Origin of the sequence: Nocardia sp. A7, assembly GCF_046549215.1 — a bacterium.
Classification (GTDB): domain Bacteria; phylum Actinomycetota; class Actinomycetes; order Mycobacteriales; family Mycobacteriaceae; genus Nocardia.
Genome location: NZ_JAJPWE010000005.1, coordinates 177373 through 198769, shown reverse-complemented (window position 1 = coordinate 198769; position 21397 = coordinate 177373). Strand labels below are relative to the sequence as shown.

The window sequence follows — 21397 nt, the reverse complement described above, 5'->3', positions numbered from 1 at the left end:
CCCGGCCCCTTGCTCGCCGAGGGCGTGAGCACGATTCTGCCGAATACCTCACCGGCATCCATCTTCTGGTGCGCGAGTACAGCTTGTTCCAGGGAAAGTGTTTCGTGCACAACCGCTTTCAGCTCGCCGCGCACCGAGGCCGCCGGCGGAGCGCACCCAGCCGGGTGGGCACGGCCACCGCGCGGCGACAATGACGAGACGATAATCTGAGCGGTTCGCGGTCTGGGCGTTGGCGTTTCGGCCGCACGATTGCGCTCGGGCCGCAGGTCGGACCGGGCGCCCCTGATTCACTTGGGAGACAACATGAATGACCGCGATGCCCTGATCGGCATCATCGAAGCTTGTACTCCGCGGCCGGTGCCGGAATCCCGGAAGATGGCGACGAACATCCTCGCCGCCGGCTGGCGTCCACCCGCCCGCATGATCTCCACGGCCGCCGAGCTGGACGAGCTCCAGTCCGCAGCTGCTCTGCTGGATTCAGGCAGGGGCGAACGCAGCGAACTGGCCGCAGTGATCCGCGACGCACGCGGCTTCGTCTACAGCCGCGACATGCACAACCTGGAGGAAGAAGTCGTGCACGGCCGTCCGGCGGGATGGTGGGAGGCGGGCACCAGCCGCGATGACCGCGACAGCACCACGATGACCTTCCCGGTCACCGTCCTGCTCGACCCCACCGAGGAGGCCGACCACGGCGAGTGACCACTCCACACCGGGGCCGACCGCCTGCCGTTGGTAAGACACTGATGTTGTCTAGAGCTATTGTTCGACTTGGGCCAGCCTGGCCTCCGACCTGTCGATCATCGCGACGCGTATTCTCACCCTCGTGCCGACTGGTGGTAGCAAACAGGTTCGCGCCGTGCGCAAGCGCAAGAAGCGGATGGCGAGCGTCACCCACGACCTCACCGACGCGCAGTGGGCAGCGCTCGAGACGTCCTGGGGCGGGTGCGCATACTGCGGCTCCTCCGTCACCTCGCTGCAGAAGGACTGCGTGCAGGCCATCTCGCGCGGCGGCCGCTACACCCTCGGCAACGTCGTGCCCGCGTGCGGATCGTGCAACGCCAGCAAGTGCAACGCCGAGGTGACCGGCTGGCTGCGGCGCAAGAAGCTCGACGAACGCTCATTCCTCCTGCGCCACTACGAGATCTCGACCGAGCTCACGACCAGGTTCGCCTAGTCACGTCAACCGGTGGGGGAAGTTCACCGGCAGGTTTCGGCTTGCTCCTCAAGTAACGTCAGGTCCTAACGTCGGCGACACCAGCGCGGGCGTACCGACAGGTTAGCGCGCAGGATAGGTTCGAGCCGTGGGACATTCGATCACCGCGCTCATCGTGCCGGGACTCATCGATACGGGCGCGGCCACCCGATGGGATCTGGTACCGATGCCTCTGCACGACGACCTGACCCTGTTCCACATAACGCACTTCTACACCGCATATTGGCAAGCCGCACAGGGTGTTACGGAACAGATCGAGTGGTCCCCGGAGATGCCCGCACTGTTCCCCAGGGAAGGCGTCATGCGAGTCATCGCAGCCGACCTAACAGCTCGGCCCGAACCCAGCTTCGCCGTGATCTGTACGGACTACTTCGCGGGTGTCGGTGATCAGTGGGGGGCCGCCTGTCTTGCCGGTGGCGCAATCCGCTCCGTCTCGAGCATCAATGCCGCACTCCGCATACTTGGCATCACCGCCGCACCCGGGTTGGACGAATTCGACACCATCGGGCTGGCCCACCACCGATCGACACCCGAATACCTCGACCGTTACAGCGACCTCTGCGACGAACTGGGTGTGTGAGGCCATATGCAACTCGCCATTTGAATGCGTTCGTCGGCGCCCCATGCCGGGCAATGAGGAATCGTCTCAGCGTGGCATGGAGTCGGCCAGTTGTCGTGCTTGCTCGCGAATCTCGACATACCCATTCCGGTCGTGACCGGTGGACGTCGGACTCGACCAGACCTGCACATCGTGCATGCCGTCGGCGTCGGCTGACGAATTCCAACGCACCTCGACGCCTGCTCAGCTAATCGGCAAACTGGTCGAGGGTGACTTCGAATGCGGTTTGCCCTGTCACCGACTCTATGCGCCATGGGCGTTCGGTGGTGATGGTGAAGGCCGTACGCCCGTCCGGAAGAAGTCGTGTACCGAGGATTTCGCAGCCTAGTTCCACACGTACCGGGTAAGCAGTCTGCGGACTCAGGGCCGAGTGCCGAGTGAATATTGGCTCCTTGTCGACGAACAAGTGCTCGTCACCATGGAGATCCTTCAGTTGGACCTCGACCAGTCCGGGCTGCGGCTCGTCGTCAACCCACCGCAGCGCGCGACCCCAAACATGTCTCACCGGATCAGCATGCCATTGGTCGGCCGCCGCGGACCGCACTTCTCATGCCATTTTGGTGCCGGTATGCCTCGCGGGCAAGGAAGATCAGCGGAATCAATTGGTGTTCAACGGAAGTCGGCCAGGTGGTCGGCGACCCACTCGCGGTAGGTTCGCGCGGGTGCGCCGGTGACGTCGGCGACGGTGGACAGTACCGGCTCAGGCCGGGCGGTCATCTCATCCAACCCCGCCAGCGCGGTGTTCACCTCGTCGATGGGCATCCAGGTGGCCATTTGCGCCAGCATCTCCTCGCGGGACATCTGCTCGAACCGCACCGGCGCTCCGAGCGCGTCGGCGATGATCCGCGCCCGCTGCGGGACGGTCAGTGACTCGGGCCCGGTCACCTCGAAAATGGCGCCGGTCAGGCCTTCGAGCAAGGCTCGGACACCCACTGCGGCGATGTCGCGCTCGTGGATCACCGACCTGCGCCAATCGTCATAGTATTCGCGCACAACACCTTCCGTGCGAATGGACGCCGCCCAGCCGAGGTCATTGCCTGCGAACCCGCCCGCGCGCACGAAGGTCCGGCCGACCCCCGTCTCGTCGATGAGCCGCTCGAGGTAGCCGTGCGAACCGAGCACTGCACCGGCCTGCTCGTCAGCGCCGATGGCGGAAAGGTAAACGACGTGCCGCCCCCGCTCGGCCAGTTGACGCACCACGGTCGGCGCGGCCGCGTCTGCAACCAGCGTCGGCCACACCAGGAACACCGCGTGCACGCCGTCGAGCGCGGCATCCAGGCTGCTCGGATCCGCCAGATCGCCGCGGACCACCTCGACACCGGGCGGCAGATCCGCCGCCTCCGGACGACGGACCAGCGCGCGAACCGCGACACCTGCCTCGTGTAGTTGATCGACGGCCGCGCGGCCGACCTTGCCTGTTGCACCGGTAACCAGAATCATGAGCCCAACTCTGCTACCTAAACCGATATTCAGGTCAACCCCCGGCGGCAGAACAACTCATGCAGGCGGGGCATGCTCACGTTCTGGGCCAGGTTGCGCAGTCGGCGTGCGGCTCAATCGTGTTCCCGCTGAGCCGATATCGCTCATGAGTTGTGTCGCGACAGCGGTCGCATGGCTGGCGAAGGCGTGGCGGTCGGTGCCGAGGTTGCCTTCTGTCCATTCGACGAACAGCGAGATCATTGCGCCGAACAGCGCGGAAAAATGCATGCGGACACTGGGATCGTCGGGCGAACCGATGATGCGATCTCCGACGGCAGCTAACGCGATCGCCGGAATGGTCTCTCGCACATGGCGTCGTAGTCGCGCATCCGCTACCGGTTCGACCAGCAGGATGCGGCAGATGCGAGGATCGGCCTCCATGAGGAGGGCGGCGGCCTCGAACACTGCGTGCAGATCGCCGGATGCCACCGCGGGGGCTACGGCTTCTTCCAGGCGAGACAGCGCCGCGCTGTACACCGAGTGCAGCAGCGCGTCGGTATCGGCGAAGCTCTCGTAGAAGAACCTCTGACTGAGTCCCGCCGCCCGGCAGACCGAGCGCATGCCCAGAGCGGAAACACCTTGCGTGCCAACAATTTCGACACCGACATCGATCAGGCGCGCCCGTCGGTCAGCGGCGCGACCCTCGGCGGTCTGCCCGCCGTAGCTCCTTGACACGGCACCATTTTACAAGAACCATCAGATATCAGGAAGCAGGTGCTTCCGGATGGGGAAGTGGTGATGTTCACCGACGAGCAATTCCAACTGTCACTGCGACAGCCGCGCCTTGCGCAACCGATCCCGACGGTGCTGACGAACCGCGCCGAGCCGGTCGAAGTTCTCGATGAGGCCGCGCTGACCGCCATGACGCAGATGTGGTTCGACGAATACGAGAAGAAGATCGAGTTCTATGCCGACCACGGTCTCGATATCGCCTGGACCCTCGACTGGGCGAAGAAGTACTGGTGGAGCTGGCAGACCCGCGACATGAGCCACAACCACGAGCTCTACACCGACGATCTGCACTACAAGGATGTGACGACGCTCGGCGCGACAATGGTCGGCCTCGACGAATTCGTGGCGTATAACTTCGCGTTCTTCGATGCCATTCCCGACTGGCGCTACGACCCGATACCCGGACAGGGCTACATCGACCTGACGCCGGACGGTGAGGTCAGGATGGTCGTGCGTTATTACGGAAGTGGTCACCTCGTCGGGCCGCTCAAGCTTCATCCCTACGGCCCGGACGCCCCCACGATCCCCGGCAATGGCGCGTTCATTCAATGCACCGCCGTGGACCGATATCACTTCAACGCCGAACACCTGATGTACGAGGGTGAAACGCTCTACGACCTACTCGACGGCGTACAAATGGCCGGAATCGTACCGGGTCCCTCGACCGCCGCATTTAAATGGCTGATGCGCGGTGCGGGTCTCGCAACCCGGACAATCGCCCGATTCCGCCCTCCCGCTACGCGGCCTAGGTAGCGCCACCGCGGGTGACCTGGGTAACATTTTTTATTACCCAGCGATCTTCCAGACAACATCGATTCAGGAGGTTCGACATGCTCTTCGCGAAGAGACTCGCCGCAAGTGCCGTTGTTGTCACCGCCACCGGTGCCGCTGCGCTCGTCGGCGCCGCCGGCGTAGCCCAGGCCGACGTACCGGTGTGGCAGGCCAACTGTCACGTGTACAACATCTTCAACACCGGCGGGATGGCCAATTGCGAGCTACCGACCTGGCATCAAGTGAAACTCACTTGCGTCGCATGGCCCGTCCCGTTCGTCTACTGGAAGTACGGCCCGGCGCAGTACGGGCAGAATCAGTCTTGGGCCAGCTGCGATTCACTCAACGCAATGGTGAATATCGAGGTTATCCAGGCGTAGTTTACCGACGACCGTCAACGGCCCGAGATAAACTCGGGCCGTTGGTCTTCGGATATTCCGCTACTTGACCGAGCCAGCCAACTGATCGGCATAAGGGGCAATGAATTTTCCGACAACGGGAAGCTCCGCCCGGACACCGCCGCTGTTGTTCGCCTGGACCATTGCCATGATCCAGACGACGACTGCGAAGATCGCGACTGCGAGTCCAGCGAGGCTGAAGATGATCCCCAGGACTCCGAGGAGCGAGCCGACGACGCTCAGAACGATGTTGAGCAGCGAGACCGCCCCGAAGAAGATGATGGATTGTGCGGCATGGAATTTCACATCGGGATCGTTCTTGCCCACAAAGAGGAAGATGATTCCGGTGAGCCAGCCCAACGCGTACGACAGGATCGCGCTGGTCTTTTTGTCCAACCCGGCGGGGCGCGGTTGGTTCGTGGAAGATTGAGAAGATGTCATGGCGTAAGTAGACGCCGCGCGCCCCACCTACCGATCCCAAGTTTCGCGCGAATCCGCAGGTTCGCGGGCCCTCGGCGCGCCGGGCGGTCACCGGCACATCGGGCGGATATGCCGGTGACCGTCGCAGTCAGCTCAATCGTTCCAGCAACCACTGCCCGGCCTGCGGAACCATCAGGGAGGTCGTGGCGGTCTCGTTGCTGAAGAAGGAGTCACCGAACTCCGACCGTTCAGGCCCGTCCTTCTCGGTGAGGCCTTCCACATCGGGCACGCCCACAGTCAATTTCAGCGAGAGAGGCCGTTGAGGCATCGTCCCGACCCTCTCCAGTGCGTCGGTCTCGTCCTGATCGGCCGGACCGGTGCTGTTGTAGGCGAAATAGGCTTCGGTCCTATGGTCGATGCTCTGGCGTTCCATCATCGCCACGGCATACCGGGCCAGCAGCGCGCCACGACCGAAACCGCCGACCGTCAACAGTTCCGACCCCGACTGTTCAGCGACTGCACGCATCATCGCCTCCCGCACCGTGCGGGCGGCCTCGGCGAGGTCTGAAGTTTGGCCGCTGAATCCGACCAGGATCAGGTCCCGTCCCGTCCTCGTCACCGCCGCGTGCAGGTCGTAGGCCGCGTCGCTGGCCTTGGCGGCCAATCCCGTCATATCGCTCGGCCCGTTGTCGGCGACCACGATGAACGGCCGTTGCAGCACCCGCATAGGCCCGTGATACACCCACGCCGTCCCTGTTTCCCTGTTCAGATCCCATACCTGTGAGGCTTTACTGGCAACAGTCATGACCGGCTCCTTGAACGAGTAGGGGCGAACCATCTACCGAGAACACAGCCGAGAATCGAACCGCCGGGCGATGAGACACATTGGCACTCAAGCCATCACGTCGCGCAGCATCCAACGGCCGACGGAAGAATTCTAAAGCCGGACCCGTTGCCAGCGGGGCGATTCCCGTCAAGCAGCAGGACCGCGGGGGCACCGCAGGCTCGCGAACATCGCACCGGCACGAGTGCGTTGCGCCAACGGTGACGCGTCACTTGTGTAGGTGAAGCGATCAAACGAACGAGCGAAGCATCCAGGATGATGATGCTGCCTCGCCTGCGCCTGATCACCGACCGACCGTGCACTCCAACGGCCCGAGATATGTAGGGCCCGTAGATTTTCAGGTCTTCTGGATAACTGGTTTGAACAGCACCAGTCCTGGCTTACAGCCGTGCGTGGTATCAGCCGGGGGAGGAATCGGAAGTGATTCAGTGCTGGATAAGACCACCAACTGGAGTGGACATGACGTGACCGGTTGCCGGGAGGGTCTGTGCCAGAGCCAGGCCGGTATCGACAAGCGAGGATCGGCGGAGGTAGGCCACATCGGAAGTCGGAGTCCAGGTCGGCTCGACAGTCGCCCCGTTCGGTTCGGCTCTGAGACGGCCGCCGGTGACGCGAACGCGGTAGAAGATCCCGATGTTCTGGTGCTCCACGCCCGCGTAAGCGACAACTGCCGGGATCACCCGTGAATCCACTCCGAGCAGTCGCTCGACGACGCCGTCATACCCGGTCTCCTCCGAAAGCTCGCGGGTGACCGCGTCGAAGGGATCCTCGCCCTGCTCGACCCCACCACCCGGAAGCGTCCAGGTGGTTTCGCCGCTTTTGGCTACATGGCGAGCAAGCAACACCCGATCCTGTTCGAGGCAGACGCCGTATGCCGCGATTCTGAAAGTCACCCGCTGAACTCTATCCCCGACACCCAGATCGCCTGACGAGGCAGATCTTCGAAGCGATAAGGCCCCCAGCGGCCTGCGCAGAGTGTGCCTCAGCAACTTCACCTGGACTCAAGAGTCGACGATCTCGACCGCGCTGCGTCCCGTCTGCAAACGCTGGGAGCAACCGTGCGGGAACACCAGCCAGCGGGCGCAAGGGTTCGTGTGGCTATCGACCCTGCCGGACACCCGTTCTGCCTGGCACCGAAATCGCGCGAGCGCCCCTGGTGTCAGGGGCGACGGAACCTGGGTCTGTGGACTGAGGCGATACGCGCATAGCGTGATCTTGGCTGCTTTCGGGGGTAGTTGACCAGTTCGAAGAACTAGAGCAGAAGGAATCTTTCGATGAAACGATCACTCGCCGCGGTCACGCTGGCCGGCGCGCTCATGGTGGCCCCGATGGCTACCGCGAACGCACAGCTCTCCGCCCCGGCCCCCGCAAAGGCTGCGGCCACCCTCGCCGAATCGGTTGCCCTGCCTGCCGACTTCAACCCCTTCCATGCCCTTCTGGAACTGCTTCATACCGGATCTTCGATCCTCAGCGGCGGATCGAAGGTGTCCTGAGGCTCTGGGCGAAGTAGCGCCATCCGCGCGCAACGGCCGCGCACCGATCTAGTGCTGTGGCCGTTGCGTGTTCAGCCGCCGCGGTTTGGGGTTTGAAGATCAACGTTGAAGAGGCACGATTTGCCTACGGAATCACTCGGCTCGGGGGTCGCAGTCAAGTGCAACATCCGGCAGCAGGATTACCTCCATCGAAGCCGAAGTCATCTCACGCGAGCGCCAACAGCAATCGCCGTTGAAAGGCATCAGATGTCCCGCAATAAACTCGGCAAGCTCACCCTCGGTGCCAGCGCGGTGATCGCCGCGCTGATCGCTACCAGCGCCCCTGCCGCAGCCGCGAACTACACATTCGACCTCCCCATGACCACCACGGGCGCCTACGGTCTCGGCTGCTCCGGTGACGTCTGGGCGGAGGGCAGCGGCTCCACCGACAGTCAGGTTCCCGGCACGGTCAGCCTTCAACTCAAAGGCTGGCTCAAGGTATTCGGTGTACCGGCCCCCTGGTGCACGCTGGCTCCGACGGTGCACTGGCGCAACCTCGACACCGGTGCCACCGGCTGGGCCACTGTCGACCTCCGCAGCGTGCATGCCTTCTTCTGGTCGTATCCGGTCATCGGCAACATCCGCCTGGTCACCGGGCCGGGTCGGGTGGAGTTCGCCCTCACCACCGACCTGCCGCACACCCCGAGCGTCACGACTGTTCAGGTGTACTGACGCCCCCGAAAAGTGCTGCACTGCAATGAGGCGGAGATGTCGAGGGGGCGGTCTCAGGTCGCTGTTGGTTCCGGTTCCGCGGCTGATGCCGTCAGGATCGCGGTCAGCAAGCCGGGGAAGCGTTCCTGCATCTCCTGGGATCGGAGTGTGTTCATCTTCGTCGTGCCCACGTAGTACTGGCGGATCACTCCGGCCTCGCGTAAGACGCTGAAGTGGTGGGTCAACGTCGACAGTGACACCGGGGACTCGAACCTGCCGCAGCTCATATCCTCGCCGGCCTTCGCCAGCTGCGACACCACTCCGCGCCGCACCGGGTCCACCAGGGCTTCGAGCACTTGTTGTAGGGAGACCTGCGATAGCTGCGGGTGTTCCACCGTTCGAGCGGTGGTGCGGGGGCGGGCCACGGTGACTCCTTCTGGACATCGACGCGTTCTCATCGTACGGACCTGGTCAGTCCGCGATGCGGATGACGATCTTGCCGAAGGCGCCGCGGCCCAGGTGCTGATAGGCGCGGTGGGCGTCCTCGAAGGCGTAGACGGTGTCGATGACCGGTTCGAGGCCCTGTTTCTCGATGAACTGGTTCATCTCCAGGAAGGCGCGCCGGTGCCCGACCGCGATGCCGCGGATGGCGGCCTGGCTGTAGAGCATGGGCAGCACGTCGAGCGCCGCACTCTGACCGCCGAGAAAACCGACGAGGGCGATGTGGCCTGCGGCCTTGGCGGCGTGCACGGACTGGTTGAGCCCGTCTCCCGCGACGACCTCGATGACCTGGTCGACACCCTGGCCGTCGGTCAGTTCACGCGCCCGCTCGGCCCAGTCGGGCGTGGTGCGGTAATTGATGAGGCCTTCGGCGCCGAGGGCGGCGACCCGCTCGAGCTTCTCGTCGCTGCTGGAGGTGGCGATCACGCGAGCGCCGAGCGCGGTCGCGATCTGCACGGCGAACAGGGACACGCCGCCGGTGCCCTGGACCAGCACTGTCTGGCCGGGCTGCAGCTTGCCGTACTCGACCAGCGCGAACCAGGCGGTCAAGGCCGCGATCGGGAGAGTGGAGGCCTGTTCGTCGGTGAGGTTGGCCGGGGTCGGCACGGCCGAGTTCGCTTCCAGGAGCATGTATTCGGCCAGTCCGCCGTCGATGGGGCCGCCGAGCTGCCAATCCGGTTCATCCCGCGCGGGAGCGCCATCGAGCCAGTGTGAGTAGAAATGCGACAGCACCCGCTCACCGACCTGCCACTCGGTCACCCCTGGACCGACCTCGGCGACCACACCGGCCGTGTCGTTGACCGGGATCAAGTTCTTGGGCATCTTCTCGGGGTCGTAGACGCCATCGACGATGGCCTTGTCGCGGTAGTTCAACGACACGGCGGAGACCTTGACCAGGATCTGGCCCGGTCCCGGCTGCGGAGTCGCTCGCTCCACCAGACGCAGATTGTCGAGGCCGAAATCTTCGAGTTGCCATGCACGCATCGCGAGTTCCTTTTCGTGGGGTGGGGACGATGTGACCCGGTCGGTACGCCGGAGGGCTGGATCACAGCGCGTACCGATCGACCCGGGATCCGGGGCGACGGCCGGTGCAGGTGAAGGCCGACGAGGTCGTTGATGTTCTCCCAGGAAACCACAAACTTTGATAGCCGTCAAACTTTGACATCCATCGTACTAGTGCGCGCTTGGTGGCCCCGCCAGAACTCGATAGGTGCCCGACCACAGCGAGGCAGTGCCACGCCTGACGCACGCGATCGACGGCATCGACCCGATAGCGAGCGGGAACGGTGCTGGTCTCACCCGCTCGCCGCGCGAAGCGCCGGGGTAACGACGGCAACCCGTTAGCCGATGGAACAATGAATTCGAAGCCATCTCATGCCATCGCAATTGAAAGGCTGAAATGTCCCAGCGGAAAATCGCCACAATCTCCCTCGCCGCCAGCGCGGCAGTAGCCGCCCTGATCGCCACCAGCGCCCCCGCCGCAGCGTCGAACTACATCCCCGTCGAGCTCCCGATGACCACCACGGGCGCCCACGGCCTCGGCTGCTCCGGTGACGTCTGGGCAGTGGGCAACGTTTACCCCGACGGCGACGTCCCCGGCACAGTGGACCTCCAACTCAAAGGCTGGCTGAAGGTGTTCGGCGTCCCCGCCCCCTGGTGCACCCTGGCCCCCACAGTCCACTGGCGCAACCTCGACACCGGCGCCACCGGCCAAGCTTCCACGTCCCTCGGCGCCTGGCAACCGTTCTTCTGGTCGGCCCCCGTTGTAGGCAACCTCCGCCTCGTAACCGGCCCCGGTCAAGTCGAATTCAGCCTCACCACCGACCTGCCTCACTCCCCGAGCGTCACAAATTTCCGGGTGTACTGACACCAACACCCCGAAAACTTCCGCGCTGCACGAGACCGAGCCCGACGGCTGCGGATCGGCGAACCCGTCGCCGATTCCGCAGCCCGCCAGGCCTTGTCGGTTCGAATCAGCCGGGCACCTTCGATGCTGTCGACACAGCTACGTCGGGGGTCGTCGTGGTGCGTGGCACGGTGAAGGTGGCCACGACCGAGAGGATGGCGATGGCGAAGCAAGCCGCTGTGTACCAGAGGTTTCCGATGGGGTCGCCGTTGCTGGTCTCGCCGTTGACGGCGGCGAAGAAGTCGGGCAGGGAGGCGATCCAGAGGGCGGCGAAGACGAGGAGGTAGAGGATGGCGAATCGTTGGACGAAGGGGTCGGTGTACTGCGGGGCTGTCGCGGTTTTGCGGCGTAGTTCGGTCCACTGGCGAACCATCACGACGGTGGCCACGATCGCGAGAGCGGCCAGCTCCAGCGCGTAGACGGTGCCGCGGACGGTGTCGCCGAGCATGCCGATGACGGTGGCGGGCAGGGGCAGCAGGAAGGTGCCGACCGAGGCAAGTAGGCCGATCACCACTGTGCGCCAAGTCAATTCGATACCGGAGAAGTGCTTGCCCTCGTCGACGTGGCGGCCGACGAAGTACTGGACGCAGAACGCGAGCGACATCGGCCACAGTGCCGCGAACACCACCACACTGCCCATCGGAACCGAATCGAACATCGGCTGGTTGATCGGGTTGTCGATCGACCATTCCCACCAACGCAATTGGGGCCCGAGGTGGTCGAAGATCTCGTAGAAGGCGTGGTGGACGAAACCGACACAGGTGGCGCCGATCACGACGCCGTAGCGACGGAAGATGCCGAGCATCCGGACGATGCCGAACGCCATCGTCGCCATCAGTGGGTAGATCGCGATGATGTAGAGGGGGAGTCGACCCCAGAGGAAATCCACGGTGAAGACGTTGTGGGCGAACATGGTGTCGACGTGGTCTTCGATACCGAACGCGGCCGGAAAGTACAGCGGCGGTTCGATGACGAACAGGTAGGCGGTGGCGCCGAACCACAGCACCAGGTTGGTGGGATCGCCGTGGCGGCGCAGGCGCACGATCGCGTACCAGAGCGCGAGAATCGCGCCGACGATGATCGTGAGTTCGAGGACCGGCAGGGTCCAGTTCTCCAGTGCGAACGGGCTACGGAACTCGACGAGTCCGCCGGCTTCCTCGCAGGAGAAGCCGAGTTCGGTGGCGAGCTCGGCGAAGGTGGGGGAGCAGTGTTCGGCCATGGTGGTTACCTTCTACGAGCTGACGGAATCGGCGGTGTACCAGCGGGTTACGTCGTAGCCCTCGTCGTAGCGGCGGAACCATTCGTCGGCGAGCACGGGCAACTTCTCGTGCGCCGGATTGTGCCCGGGCGTCTGACTGCGGATGATGCCGCCCAGTGCGACGAGCTGTTCGCGCAGTCCGAGATCGTCGAACGCGCGCGGCATCGTCCCGTTGTCGGCGGGCTGCAGGAACGGTAGCCATCGCCGTAGCGTCTGCCCCCTGCGGTAGTTGGCGAACATCGACAGCGCGTCGACCTGCCGATCTTCCAGCGGCACATGCTCGTTGAAGCCCTCGCACGCCACCCGGATCACCTTCAGCACGTGCCGGAAGATCGACGCTGCCACTCGCATCCGGTACAGCTCGCTGTCGACCACGGAATTGAAGATGATCAGCGCCGAGCTGCGATGCTCGACTTCCTCGACGAAATGCCAGATGAACAGCGAGGCGACGCGGTCGTCGCCGGGGGCGAACAGATCCTTGTCGTTGTCGAGCATCAGCTTGAACACCGGCGTGAACGTCGCCTCGAGGTCAGCGGTGTAGGCGAGGCGGTACTTCACCGGGGTCTCGGCGGTGAGCTTGTCGAACTCGCCGATCACCGCGTCCAGGGTCTGTTGCAGACCGGGGTAGCGCCGGATCAGCGCCTTCACATGCTGGCGATGCGCCGTCGAATGCTGACCCTCCTGACGCATGAAAGCATCGGCCTCTTCGGCCACCTCGGGGTCGGTGATCTGCGGTTTCGCCTGCGTGATCAGCTGCACGATCATCTTCTCGAAGCCGATCGCCAGGAACGAGACGGCATTGGCCATCGACGAGAAGCCCGGGTTCTGTGGATTCCACAGAAACGGCACGTCGTAGTCGGAGAACGCGAAGTCCATTTTTCGGACATGAAGGTCGGTCACGGTGGGTTACCTCGTTGTTCGGCCACTGTTGAATAAAGCAATCATACGATGAGGCCTCCGAGTGTATGATCACTTTGTGGGAATTCGCCCTGACCTGCGGTTGTGCTAGCGTCCACCTGGTGGCGCGTAGACGTGGGTGGGGCGGTAGTCCGCCGGGTGACGATGCGGAGGCGACGCGTCGGATCATCGCTGCCGCAGTCGAACTCATCGGCCGGACCGGCGCCGAGATCAGCATCGCCGATGTGGCGGAATCGCTCGGTGTCATCCGTCAGACGGTCTACCGGTATTTCCCCAGCGCCGACGCGCTCATGACCGCCTCGGCCATCGCCTCGGCCGACGATTTCCTCGATCGGCTCACCCGCCAGGTCAGCGGCCTCGGCGACCCCGTCGAAGCGATGACAGAGGCCGTCGTCTTCACTCTCACCGATGTCCGCCGCACCCCTCACCTGGGCATTCTGCTGTCGAGCTCGTATTCCAACGCCCATCCGGAGGGCATGACCTCCGACGAGGCCCAAGCCTTCGGCATGACCATGATCCGCCGCTTCGATGTCGACTGGGCCGCCCACGGTTACGACGAGCCCGCCCTGCGCGAACTCGTCGAATACGTCCTGCGCACGATGCAGTCGTTCTTCCTTTCGCCGGGCGACCCGGCACGCTCCGACGCCGAATTGCGTCGCTACCTGTACCGATGGATGGGACCGGCGATCGGCGCGCAGCCGAAGGGCTGAACGCCGAGCGTGCCCGCCCGGAAATCCGGACGGGCACGTTGTCGAGAATCTCAGTTCGCCGCGGCCGCGATCCGGCGCGGCTCGATCGCGGCGGCGAGCAGATAGCTACCACCGCCTGCCAGTGCCAGCGCCCAGTACAGCGACGCGCCGTCGAGAAACAGTGCGGCCGTGGAACTGACGGCCAGCCAGGCGCCGAGCGTGTATTGCAGAACGTCGCGGTAGGCGGCGCCGCCTGCGAGGTAGAGCAGCCCGACGACCAGTCCGGATCCGGTCGGCCAGAGCGCTGCGGCGGTGTCGGGATCCATCGTCGAGCCGACCGCGGTGATCAGGAAGAACAGCGCCGCGAACCCGATCACCCACGACGCGCCGAGCAGATTGCCCACCACCGCTTCACGGCCCGTCGCGCCCCGCTGGGCTCGCATGGAGACAACCATGGTGATGACCATGGCCGCCAGCAAGCCGACTCCCAGGAGTGCGGTCGGCACGTAGCCGGGCAGGTTGAGCACGGGATTCGGGCCGTGACTCACAGCGAAGGAGCCGTGTCCGATCAGCCAGGCGAGGCCGAAACTCAGATAGATCGGGCGATTGTCGAGGACGGTGCGAGCGGAGTGGGAAAGCTGCTGGTACATGATCGATCTCCAGGGGGTGTGAGCGGATCAGGCGCTGACGAGGACGACTTTGCCGGTGACGGTGCCGGATTCGGCGAGCTCCATCGCTCGGGCGACATCGGTGAGGGGGATGCGGGCCGCGACCTGCGCGGTCACCGTGCCCGCGGCGGCGAGGGAGAGGACCTGGACCAGGTCTTCGGCGATGCGGGCACGGAAGCGGGTGATGTTGCGTTTGCCTGCCCAGAGGTTGTAGAAATGCGCACTTCGCTTGTTGGGCAGCATGTTCCACCACAGCAGGCGGGCGAACAGCTTCAGGACGGGAAGACGTGAGTCGCCTTCGTCGTTCTTGGTTGCGGCCGTTCCGTAGGACACCAGCGTGCCACCGTCGGCGAGCAGGCCGAAGGAATCAGTGATGCCGGGGCCGCCGATGTGATCGAACACGGCGTCGACGCCCCCGGGCGCGAGGGCCCGAACCTGGTGCGGCACATCAGTGCGGTAGTCGATCCAGGTGGCGCCCAGTGCGGTGACGGCGTCGGCATGGCGAGCCGACGCGGTGCCGATCACGTGAATGCCCGCGGCACGGGCCAGTTGGACCAGCGTCGAGCCGACGCCGCCGTTGGCGCCGTGGACGAGGATCGTCGCACCCGGTGCGACGTCGGCGACCCGGTGCAGCATCTGCCACGCGGTAATACCGTTCACGACAAAGGTTTCCGCGTCGGCGGCATCGAGGGTGTCGGGCACAGGGATCAGGTCGGCGGCGTCGAGATCGACGTGACTGCTCCAGCCGCCGATCTTGGTCAACGCGGCGACCCGTTGCCCGACCAGGGTCGCGTCGTCGGCCGCGACCACCGTGCCGACCAGGTCGTAGCCCGGGACGAACGGGAACGGCGGCTGATCGAAGTACTTGCCGCGACGCATCTGCTGTTCGGCGAACGACACCCCGGAGGCATCGACCCGGACCAGTGCGCGGCCGGGGCCGGGTGCGGGGATTTCGCGATGGGTGACGAGCAGGCCGCTGGGATCTACCCGCCCGGGGAGGACGATTTCGGTGACGGTCGTGGTGTTCATCAGGGGAGCCCTTCATGGTGTGTGACTGGTCAATCACTCTTGGTGGAAAAGAAAGCTCCAACCGTGAGAAGGCTGGAGCGGAGGGGTCAGTGGGCGTTCGGGTGGCGCATTCCGGTGGTCAGGGCGGTGGCCCACGCGCTGTCGTTGTCGTCGAGTCCGAGGGTGGTGACGAGGTGGCAGAGCTGGCCGTAGGCGATGAAGTACTGGATCTGCTCGGGGGCGGCGCCGGAACGGCGCTGCACGAACGTGGTGATCCTGGCCAGGCCCCGGCGCAGCGCGTCGGCGATTTCCGGGATGTCGGTGGCGGACTGGGCGTGCACCTGCAGCATGAGCAGGCTCTTGTCGGCGATGAGCTCGGCGTAGGCGCCGCCCATGTCGTGCAGGATCGCGGCCGGGTCGGTCGCGGTGGAATTGGCTGCGCCCGTTGACATCGCGCGCTCGACGAGTTCGAAGCAGTGATCGAGCGCGGCGACGAACAGGGCGACCTTGCCGGGGAAGAGTTTGAAGACGTAGGCCGGGGAGATGTCGGCGCGGGCGGCGACCGTGTTGATCGGGGTGCCGTGGTAGCCGGTCTTGGCGAACTCGATGATCGCGGCGTCGACGACCGCGTCACGCCGGACGTCCGAGGTGGAGAGGGTGGCACCGCGCTTGATCATGTGAGTGACTGTACACTCACTCTTCGGTGGGCGTCAACACAAGAGCGGGGATCAGTGGAGATCCGCGAGGGCGGTGTCCACGTCCGGGCCGGATACGGTGTGCCGGATACTGTGCATGACCAGGCGTAATGGGCGCGGGCAGTCCTGGACGGCGGAGAAGCGATCGGTCGCCACGATGCGCGCGGGTGCGTCGAGGTGGTCGCGAACCCGGGTCATGAGTTCGTAGCGGCTCAGGATTTCCGCACCCGCGATGTGCACGACGCCCGACTCGTCAGCGAGCTGCTCGAGCGCGGGGGCCAGGCTCGGCAGATACAGCGGATTGCAGACGATGTCGGTACGCGCCTGGATCTCGGGCGCGGCGAAGCGGGCCAGGAATTTGTTCGACAGTGGGCTGCGCCCGTAGACGAGGGGCAGGCGCACAACCAGGTGGCGGTCGTGTTGGAGGACCAGGTCCTCGGCGGCCACCTTGGTCTCGCCGTAGACGTTGATCGGTGTGCGCGTCGCACTTTCGTCGTAGTAATCGGCCGTGCCGTCGAAGACGTTGTCGGTTGACAGATAGACGAGTTTCGCGCCGGTGTCGCCGATGGCATCGAGCAGTGGCACCATCGGCGCGACGTTCGCCGCATGGGCCGCGGCGGGATCACGTTGCGCGGCACCGAGATCCACCACACCGGCCGTGTGGACCACCATGTCGAACCCCTGCCCGACGAGTTCTCGCACTGCGCCGGTGTCGGCCAGATCCACCGGGGCGAGCCCGTGCCCGCCCCGGCTGGTCCCGACGACCTCATGGTTCTCGGCGAACTGCGCGTGCAGCGCGCTGCCGACGAAACCGGAGGCGCCGAGGATCAGGATCCGCATCGGGCTCAGCGTGCCTGCCAGTTCGGCTTGCGCTTCTGCGCGAAGGCGATGGCGCCTTCGCGCATGTCCTCGGTCATCGCGACCGCCATGATCTCGCGGTCGCTCTGATCCCACGCGGCGTCGTCGGCGAGCTTGCCGTCGATGATGCCCAGTGCAACCCGCTTGCTCGCCTGCACCGCCAGCGGCGCGTTCTGCGCGACCCGGTCGGCCAGGGCCAGCGCGGCTTCGAGCACGTCGGCGGCGGGTACGACGCGGTTGATCAGGCCCAGTTCCAGTGCGCGGGCCGCGGTGATCGGCTCGCCGGTGAGGATCATCTCCATCGCGACCTTGCGTGGCAGCTGCTCGGGCAGGCGGAACGCGCCGCCTGCCGCGGCGAACAGGCCGCGGGCGACCTCGGGCAGGCCGAAGGTGGCGGTCTCGGCGGCCACGGCGAGATCGCTGGCCAGGACGAGTTCGGTGCCACCGCCGAGCGCGAATCCGTTCACCGCGGCGATGGTCGGCTTACTGATCGGATGCCGGACATATCCCGCCAGGCCCCAATCCTCGTGTCCCGCGGCGAAAATCGACTCGCCCCGGCTGAGGGCCTTCAGATCCGCGCCCGCGCAGAACGCTCGCTCGCCCGCACCGGTGAGGACGACCGCGCGGATCTGCGGGTCGGCGTCGGCACGCTCGAGTGCCTCGCCGACCCCGGTGCTGAGTTCGGCGTCGACCGAGTTCATGGCCTGGGGTCTTTTGAGCACGATCACGAGCACATGCTCGCGTTGCTCGACGAGAACCGCACTCACGGGTGACTCCTTCTGTTGGTGCCTGCCTGCATGACAAACCTGTTCGATCTGTATCACGCCCGATGATCATGAATACCCGATTCGGGCATTCGTGTCCGGCGTCAGCACGCGAACATCCCACTCGTCGTAGGCTGCCGAATACTCGCGAAAATTGTTTTCGGCCGGGTGTCGATCCGCACCGGTGCCCGTTCGACCTAGGGATGAACGCAGGGCCCGGCAAGCGGGTCCACACCGATCCGAGGAGACGAAACCATGAAGTACATGCTGATCATGCGCGCCACCGACGAAGCCTGGGCCGGGATGGCCGACGTCGACTTCAACGAGATTCTCGAGACGATGGGCAAGTTCAACGACGAGTTGATCAGCGCCGGGGTACTCGTCGCCGCCGAGGGACTCGACGACGCGGCCCAGGGCGTGGTCGTCGACTACTCGTCGGAGACTCCGGTCGTCACCGATGGCCCCTACGGCGAGACGAAGGAACTGTTCGGCGGGTACTACATCCTCAACGTGGCCTCCAAGGAGGAGGCGATCGAGTGGGCCAAGCGGATGCCGTATGCCGGGCCCGGCATCAAGACCGAGATCCGCCGGGTCACCAGCATCGACGAATTCCCGCAGGACAATATCTGGATCAAGAAGGAGCGCGCCTGGCGTGAAGCCACCGGCCAGCTCTGAATCACGATGAGCGACCACACCGGCCGCGAGGCCGTCGCCGCCGTCTGGCGGATCGAATCGGCCCGCATCGTCGGCGCACTCGCACGCTACACCCGCGACTTCGCGATGGCCGAGGATCTCGCCCAGGAGGCCTTCGCGGAGGCGTTGGTGACGTGGCCACGCGAAGGCGTGCCACGTCAGCCGGCCGGGTGGTTGCTCACCGTCGGCAGGCGCAGGGCGATCGACGCGTTCCGGCGCCGTGCCGCCCTCGATGACCGCTACACCGCCCTCGCCGCCGACCTCGGCGAGGGCGATGCGCTCACCGGTGGCGACCCCGTGCGCGCGGCACAGGACGTGCTGTGGGATCCCGACCAGATCGACGACGATGTGCTCGCGTTGATGTTCATCTCGTGTCACCCGGTGCTGTCGCGGGAGGCGCGTTTGGCCTTGACCTTGCGGGTGGTCGGCGGTCTGACCAGCGACGAGATCGCCAAGGCCTGCCTGGTGCCGACCGCGACCGTGCAGGCCAGGATCACCAGGGCGAAGAAGACGCTCGGCGCGGCCGAGGTCGCGTTCGAAGTTCCGCCCGCCGTCGAGCGCCGGGCCCGTCTGGGTTCGGTGCTCGGTGTCATCTACCTGATCTTCACCGAGGGGTCCTCGGCCAGCACCGGCGACGACCTCATCCGCTTCGATCTGGCAGGCGAAGCGCAGCGACTGGCGCGCGTGCTGTCGCGGCTGATGCCCGCCGAACCCGAGGTCTACGGCATGCTCGCGCTGCTCGAACTGACCGCGGCGCGGTTTCCCGCCCGGACGGGCCCCGACGGTGAGCCGGTGCTGCTGGCGCAGCAGGACCGCCGCCGCTGGGACCGTTCGGCGATCCGGCGCGGTCGGGCCGCGCTGGTGAAAGCCGGGGAGGTCGGCCGCGGCCTCGGGGCCTACGGTCTGCAGGCCGCGATCGCCGAATGTCATGCGGTCGCGCCCTCGGTCGAGCGGACCGACTGGGAACGGGTGGTGGTGCTGTACGAGGCGCTGGGCAGGCTGGCGCCCTCGCCGGTGGTCGAGTTGAACCGGGCGGTGGCCGTGTCGATGGCCAACGGGCCTGCCGCGGCCTTGCCGATCGTCGAAGAGATCGCCGCATCGGGCGCTCTGTCCGCCTCGCACCTGCTGCCCAGCGTGCGCGGCGAACTGCTCACCCGACTCGGCCGCGCCACCGAAGCTCGCGCGGAGCTGACCGAAGCCATCCGCCGGTGCGGCAATGAACGTGAGAAGACCGTCCTCGCAAGCAAACTCGCCGCCCTCGCCTGACTGTATACACCGAACGGCAACAGGAATGCCCCGTGTCGAATGGCTCGTGGCCGCAAGGCCGAGGCGTATAAGAGGCTTGTTCGCAGAGTCGTAACGTTTGTTCGGGAACCGACCGGGGTAGCCCTGAATGGCGACGACGAGAGGTTTGTGGATGTCACAGGAATCGAAATCGGTGCTGCACCGCGCTATCGGTGCATCGGCGATCGGCAATGCGGTCGAATGGTTCGACTACGGTGTCTACGCGTATTTGGCGACTTATATCGCGAGGTCGTTGTTTCCCGGCGACGGTGAGTCCGGGATGGTCTACACGCTGCTCGGGTTCGCCGTATCGTTCCTGATCCGGCCGGTGGGCGGCATGATCTGGGGTCCGCTCGGTGACCGCATCGGGCGTAAGCGGGTGCTCGCCACCACCATTATTCTGATGGCCGGATCGACAATGGCCGTCGGATTCATCCCGAGCTTCGAGATGATCGGCATCGCGGCCCCGATTCTGCTGTACGCGCTGCGCATGATCCAGGGACTTTCCGCCGGTGGTGAATACGGTGGGGCCGCGACATTCATGGCCGAATACGCGCCGGATCGCAAGCGCGGATTCTATGGCAGTTTCCTCGAGGTCGGCACGCTCGTCGGCTTCACCCTCGGTAATCTGGTCGCCCTGCTGCTGGTGAATGTGCTCGACGACGCGTCGATGAATTCGTGGGGCTGGCGGATCCCGTTCCTGATCGCCGGGCCGCTCGGTCTGATCGGCATGTACCTGCGCAGCCGGGTGGAGGACACCCCGGTGTTCCGCGAGGTCGAGCGCAAGGACGAGACCGAGGAGATCTCCGGCGTCTACCGCGATCTGGTGACCAAGTACCTGCGTCCGGTGCTGACGCTGTTCGGCCTGGTGATCGCACTGAACGTCGTCAACTACTCGTTGCTCAGCTACACCCCGACCTACCTCGGGTCCACGCTCGGCATGGAGGAGTCGGACGCGTTGCTCGTGCCGCTGATCGGCCAGATCGCGATGCTGTGCACCTTGCCGTTCCTCGGTGCGCTCTCGGACCGGATCGGGCGCAAACCCATGTGGATGTTCTCGTGCGCGGCGATGATGATCGCGGTGATCCCGGCCTACCACCTGATCGGGTCCTCGCTCACCGGGGCGATCGTCGGCTTCGCGATCCTTGGCCTGCTCTACGCTCCCCAGCTGGCCACGATCTCGGCCACGTTCCCCGCGATGTTCCCCACGATCGTGCGTTTCGCCGGTGTGGCGATCGGCTACAACGTCGCGACCTCGATGTTCGGTGGTACCGCGCCGGTGATCAACGAGGCGCTCATCGGCGCGACCGGCGACAACATGATTCCGGCGTACTACATGTTCGGGGCGTGCGCGGTCGGTTTGATCGCGTCCTTCTTCCTCATCGAGACCAAGGGTGTCTCGCTGCGCGGCACGCAGGTGCCGGGCACGCCCGAGGCGATCGAGGAACAGCGTGAGCTGGGCGAACCAGAGGAGTTCGTCGCGGTGAAGTGAACCG

General features: G+C 65.2%; 27 protein-coding genes. 13 read left to right on the top strand and 14 right to left on the bottom strand.

Going from position 1 to position 21397, the window contains the following annotated elements:
- Nucleotides 1-303 precede the first annotated feature (303 nt).
- The 3 genes from ACLJPD_RS26410 (at nucleotide 304) to ACLJPD_RS26400 (ending at nucleotide 1793) form a co-directional block, all read left to right on the top strand.
- Nucleotides 304-699, top strand: a complete 396-nt coding sequence (locus ACLJPD_RS26410; protein ID WP_410875712.1) for a hypothetical protein — start codon at nucleotides 304-306, stop codon at nucleotides 697-699.
- Nucleotides 700-877: 178 nt separating this feature from the next.
- On the top strand, nucleotides 878-1174 hold the full coding sequence (locus tag ACLJPD_RS26405; RefSeq protein ID WP_410876316.1) for an HNH endonuclease: 297 nt from the start codon (nucleotides 878-880) through the stop codon (nucleotides 1172-1174).
- Nucleotides 1175-1301: 127 nt separating this feature from the next.
- Nucleotides 1302-1793, top strand: coding sequence for a hypothetical protein (locus ACLJPD_RS26400; protein ID WP_410875711.1), 492 nt, complete (start codon nucleotides 1302-1304; stop codon nucleotides 1791-1793).
- A 648-nt stretch (nucleotides 1794-2441) separates the two neighbouring features.
- On the opposite strand, the gene ACLJPD_RS26395 is transcribed toward ACLJPD_RS26400, so the two are convergent.
- Together ACLJPD_RS26395 and ACLJPD_RS26390 are read right to left on the bottom strand one after the other, a co-directional pair.
- Nucleotides 2442-3272 carry an SDR family oxidoreductase gene (locus ACLJPD_RS26395; protein ID WP_410875710.1) on the bottom strand — a complete coding sequence of 277 codons (831 nt, stop codon included), beginning with the start codon at nucleotides 3270-3272 and terminating at the stop codon, nucleotides 2442-2444.
- A 57-nt stretch (nucleotides 3273-3329) separates the two neighbouring features.
- Nucleotides 3330-3986 carry a TetR/AcrR family transcriptional regulator gene (locus ACLJPD_RS26390; RefSeq protein WP_410875709.1) on the bottom strand — a complete coding sequence of 219 codons (657 nt, stop codon included), beginning with the start codon at nucleotides 3984-3986 and terminating at the stop codon, nucleotides 3330-3332.
- A gap of 63 nt (nucleotides 3987-4049) precedes the next feature.
- Between ACLJPD_RS26390 and ACLJPD_RS26385 the strand changes: the two genes are divergently transcribed.
- Both ACLJPD_RS26385 and ACLJPD_RS26380 read left to right on the top strand, forming a co-directional pair.
- Entirely contained in the window at nucleotides 4050-4796 is a 747-nt protein-coding gene (locus tag ACLJPD_RS26385; protein WP_410875707.1) for a nuclear transport factor 2 family protein, read from the top strand.
- A gap of 77 nt (nucleotides 4797-4873) precedes the next feature.
- Entirely contained in the window at nucleotides 4874-5194 is a 321-nt protein-coding gene (locus tag ACLJPD_RS26380; RefSeq protein ID WP_410875705.1) for a hypothetical protein, read from the top strand.
- Nucleotides 5195-5254: 60 nt separating this feature from the next.
- On the opposite strand, the gene ACLJPD_RS26375 is transcribed toward ACLJPD_RS26380, so the two are convergent.
- The 3 genes from ACLJPD_RS26375 to ACLJPD_RS26365 form a co-directional block, all read right to left on the bottom strand.
- Complete coding sequence (locus tag ACLJPD_RS26375) at nucleotides 5255-5653, bottom strand: DUF4870 domain-containing protein (protein WP_410875704.1); 399 nt, start codon at nucleotides 5651-5653, stop codon at nucleotides 5255-5257.
- Nucleotides 5654-5780: 127 nt separating this feature from the next.
- Nucleotides 5781-6437, bottom strand: a complete 657-nt coding sequence (locus ACLJPD_RS26370; protein ID WP_410875703.1) for a hypothetical protein — start codon at nucleotides 6435-6437, stop codon at nucleotides 5781-5783.
- A gap of 464 nt (nucleotides 6438-6901) precedes the next feature.
- Nucleotides 6902-7369, bottom strand: a complete 468-nt coding sequence (locus tag ACLJPD_RS26365; protein WP_410875702.1) for an NUDIX hydrolase — start codon at nucleotides 7367-7369, stop codon at nucleotides 6902-6904.
- 84 nt (nucleotides 7370-7453) lie between these two features.
- Here ACLJPD_RS26365 and ACLJPD_RS26360 point away from each other — a divergent pair, with 84 nt between their 5' ends.
- From ACLJPD_RS26360 to ACLJPD_RS26350, 3 genes are all read left to right on the top strand, one after another.
- A complete protein-coding gene (locus ACLJPD_RS26360; RefSeq protein WP_410875701.1) occupies nucleotides 7454-7684 on the top strand; it encodes a VOC family protein in 231 nt (76 codons plus the stop codon).
- Between the two features lie 66 nt (nucleotides 7685-7750).
- Nucleotides 7751-7969: a hypothetical protein gene (locus ACLJPD_RS26355; RefSeq protein ID WP_410875699.1), complete on the top strand. Its 219-nt coding sequence runs from the start codon at nucleotides 7751-7753 to the stop codon at nucleotides 7967-7969.
- Between the two features lie 246 nt (nucleotides 7970-8215).
- Nucleotides 8216-8680 (top strand): hypothetical protein, encoded by a 465-nt coding sequence (locus tag ACLJPD_RS26350; RefSeq protein ID WP_410875697.1) that lies wholly within the window; start codon nucleotides 8216-8218, stop codon nucleotides 8678-8680.
- 53 nt (nucleotides 8681-8733) lie between these two features.
- On the opposite strand, the gene ACLJPD_RS26345 is transcribed toward ACLJPD_RS26350, so the two are convergent.
- Together ACLJPD_RS26345 and ACLJPD_RS26340 are read right to left on the bottom strand one after the other, a co-directional pair.
- On the bottom strand, nucleotides 8734-9084 hold the full coding sequence (locus ACLJPD_RS26345; protein WP_410875696.1) for an ArsR/SmtB family transcription factor: 351 nt from the start codon (nucleotides 9082-9084) through the stop codon (nucleotides 8734-8736).
- Between the two features lie 46 nt (nucleotides 9085-9130).
- Nucleotides 9131-10144, bottom strand: a complete 1014-nt coding sequence (locus ACLJPD_RS26340) for a zinc-dependent alcohol dehydrogenase family protein (RefSeq protein ID WP_410875694.1) — start codon at nucleotides 10142-10144, stop codon at nucleotides 9131-9133.
- Nucleotides 10145-10559: 415 nt separating this feature from the next.
- Between ACLJPD_RS26340 and ACLJPD_RS26335 the strand changes: the two genes are divergently transcribed.
- Nucleotides 10560-11027: a hypothetical protein gene (locus tag ACLJPD_RS26335; RefSeq protein WP_410875692.1), complete on the top strand. Its 468-nt coding sequence runs from the start codon at nucleotides 10560-10562 to the stop codon at nucleotides 11025-11027.
- Between the two features lie 106 nt (nucleotides 11028-11133).
- Here ACLJPD_RS26335 and ACLJPD_RS26330 read toward each other — a convergent pair whose 3' ends face one another.
- Nucleotides 11134-12285 carry a hypothetical protein gene (locus tag ACLJPD_RS26330; protein ID WP_410875690.1) on the bottom strand — a complete coding sequence of 384 codons (1152 nt, stop codon included), beginning with the start codon at nucleotides 12283-12285 and terminating at the stop codon, nucleotides 11134-11136.
- A gap of 12 nt (nucleotides 12286-12297) precedes the next feature.
- Nucleotides 12298-13224, bottom strand: coding sequence for a metal-dependent hydrolase (locus tag ACLJPD_RS26325; protein ID WP_410875688.1), 927 nt, complete (start codon nucleotides 13222-13224; stop codon nucleotides 12298-12300).
- 119 nt (nucleotides 13225-13343) lie between these two features.
- Between ACLJPD_RS26325 and ACLJPD_RS26320 the strand changes: the two genes are divergently transcribed.
- Nucleotides 13344-13952: a TetR/AcrR family transcriptional regulator gene (locus tag ACLJPD_RS26320; RefSeq protein ID WP_410875687.1), complete on the top strand. Its 609-nt coding sequence runs from the start codon at nucleotides 13344-13346 to the stop codon at nucleotides 13950-13952.
- Nucleotides 13953-14002: 50 nt separating this feature from the next.
- Here the strand turns inward: ACLJPD_RS26320 and ACLJPD_RS26315 are convergent, their stop codons facing one another.
- The 5 genes from ACLJPD_RS26315 to ACLJPD_RS26295 all read right to left on the bottom strand — a co-directional run bounded on the left by ACLJPD_RS26315 (nucleotide 14003) and on the right by ACLJPD_RS26295 (nucleotide 17927).
- Nucleotides 14003-14581 carry an ABC transporter permease gene (locus ACLJPD_RS26315; protein ID WP_410875685.1) on the bottom strand — a complete coding sequence of 193 codons (579 nt, stop codon included), beginning with the start codon at nucleotides 14579-14581 and terminating at the stop codon, nucleotides 14003-14005.
- Nucleotides 14582-14608: 27 nt separating this feature from the next.
- Nucleotides 14609-15628, bottom strand: a complete 1020-nt coding sequence (locus ACLJPD_RS26310; protein WP_410875683.1) for a medium chain dehydrogenase/reductase family protein — start codon at nucleotides 15626-15628, stop codon at nucleotides 14609-14611.
- Between the two features lie 86 nt (nucleotides 15629-15714).
- Entirely contained in the window at nucleotides 15715-16284 is a 570-nt protein-coding gene (locus ACLJPD_RS26305; RefSeq protein WP_410875682.1) for a TetR/AcrR family transcriptional regulator, read from the bottom strand.
- Between the two features lie 51 nt (nucleotides 16285-16335).
- Nucleotides 16336-17142, bottom strand: coding sequence for an SDR family oxidoreductase (locus ACLJPD_RS26300; protein WP_410875681.1), 807 nt, complete (start codon nucleotides 17140-17142; stop codon nucleotides 16336-16338).
- Between the two features lie 5 nt (nucleotides 17143-17147).
- On the bottom strand, nucleotides 17148-17927 hold the full coding sequence (locus ACLJPD_RS26295; protein ID WP_410875680.1) for a crotonase/enoyl-CoA hydratase family protein: 780 nt from the start codon (nucleotides 17925-17927) through the stop codon (nucleotides 17148-17150).
- A 252-nt stretch (nucleotides 17928-18179) separates the two neighbouring features.
- Here ACLJPD_RS26295 and ACLJPD_RS26290 point away from each other — a divergent pair, with 252 nt between their 5' ends.
- The 3 genes from ACLJPD_RS26290 (at nucleotide 18180) to ACLJPD_RS26280 (ending at nucleotide 21393) form a co-directional block, all read left to right on the top strand.
- A complete protein-coding gene (locus ACLJPD_RS26290) occupies nucleotides 18180-18599 on the top strand; it encodes a YciI family protein (protein ID WP_410875678.1) in 420 nt (139 codons plus the stop codon).
- Between the two features lie 6 nt (nucleotides 18600-18605).
- The gene (locus tag ACLJPD_RS26285; protein WP_410875676.1) at nucleotides 18606-19883 is read left to right on the top strand and encodes an RNA polymerase sigma factor; all 1278 of its coding nucleotides are present in this window, start codon (nucleotides 18606-18608) and stop codon (nucleotides 19881-19883) included.
- Nucleotides 19884-20034: 151 nt separating this feature from the next.
- On the top strand, nucleotides 20035-21393 hold the full coding sequence (locus ACLJPD_RS26280) for an MFS transporter (RefSeq protein WP_410875675.1): 1359 nt from the start codon (nucleotides 20035-20037) through the stop codon (nucleotides 21391-21393).
- Nucleotides 21394-21397: the final 4 nt, after the last annotated feature.

Excerpts from the sequence above, each read along its gene's own strand:
- ACLJPD_RS26375 (WP_410875704.1), bottom strand. The coding sequence starts at position 5,653 with ATGACATCTTCTCAATCTTCCACGAACCAACCGCGCCCCGCCGGGTTG.
- ACLJPD_RS26300 (WP_410875681.1), bottom strand. The coding sequence starts at position 17,142 with ATGCGGATCCTGATCCTCGGCGCCTCCGGTTTCGTCGGCAGCGCGCTG.
- ACLJPD_RS26305 (WP_410875682.1), bottom strand. The coding sequence starts at position 16,284 with ATGATCAAGCGCGGTGCCACCCTCTCCACCTCGGACGTCCGGCGTGAC.
- ACLJPD_RS26395 (WP_410875710.1), bottom strand. The coding sequence starts at position 3,272 with ATGATTCTGGTTACCGGTGCAACAGGCAAGGTCGGCCGCGCGGCCGTC.
- ACLJPD_RS26290 (WP_410875678.1), top strand. The coding sequence starts at position 18,180 with ATGAAGTACATGCTGATCATGCGCGCCACCGACGAAGCCTGGGCCGGG.
- ACLJPD_RS26410 (WP_410875712.1), top strand. The coding sequence starts at position 304 with ATGAATGACCGCGATGCCCTGATCGGCATCATCGAAGCTTGTACTCCG.
- ACLJPD_RS26370 (WP_410875703.1), bottom strand. The coding sequence starts at position 6,437 with ATGACTGTTGCCAGTAAAGCCTCACAGGTATGGGATCTGAACAGGGAA.
- ACLJPD_RS26285 (WP_410875676.1), top strand. The coding sequence starts at position 18,606 with ATGAGCGACCACACCGGCCGCGAGGCCGTCGCCGCCGTCTGGCGGATC.
- ACLJPD_RS26310 (WP_410875683.1), bottom strand. The coding sequence starts at position 15,628 with ATGAACACCACGACCGTCACCGAAATCGTCCTCCCCGGGCGGGTAGAT.
- ACLJPD_RS26330 (WP_410875690.1), bottom strand. The coding sequence starts at position 12,285 with ATGGCCGAACACTGCTCCCCCACCTTCGCCGAGCTCGCCACCGAACTC.
- ACLJPD_RS26280 (WP_410875675.1), top strand. The coding sequence starts at position 20,035 with ATGTCACAGGAATCGAAATCGGTGCTGCACCGCGCTATCGGTGCATCG.
- ACLJPD_RS26315 (WP_410875685.1), bottom strand. The coding sequence starts at position 14,581 with ATGTACCAGCAGCTTTCCCACTCCGCTCGCACCGTCCTCGACAATCGC.
- ACLJPD_RS26405 (WP_410876316.1), top strand. The coding sequence starts at position 878 with ATGGCGAGCGTCACCCACGACCTCACCGACGCGCAGTGGGCAGCGCTC.
- ACLJPD_RS26355 (WP_410875699.1), top strand. The coding sequence starts at position 7,751 with ATGAAACGATCACTCGCCGCGGTCACGCTGGCCGGCGCGCTCATGGTG.
- ACLJPD_RS26380 (WP_410875705.1), top strand. The coding sequence starts at position 4,874 with ATGCTCTTCGCGAAGAGACTCGCCGCAAGTGCCGTTGTTGTCACCGCC.
- ACLJPD_RS26335 (WP_410875692.1), top strand. The coding sequence starts at position 10,560 with ATGTCCCAGCGGAAAATCGCCACAATCTCCCTCGCCGCCAGCGCGGCA.
- ACLJPD_RS26340 (WP_410875694.1), bottom strand. The coding sequence starts at position 10,144 with ATGCGTGCATGGCAACTCGAAGATTTCGGCCTCGACAATCTGCGTCTG.
- ACLJPD_RS26350 (WP_410875697.1), top strand. The coding sequence starts at position 8,216 with ATGTCCCGCAATAAACTCGGCAAGCTCACCCTCGGTGCCAGCGCGGTG.
- ACLJPD_RS26385 (WP_410875707.1), top strand. The coding sequence starts at position 4,050 with ATGTTCACCGACGAGCAATTCCAACTGTCACTGCGACAGCCGCGCCTT.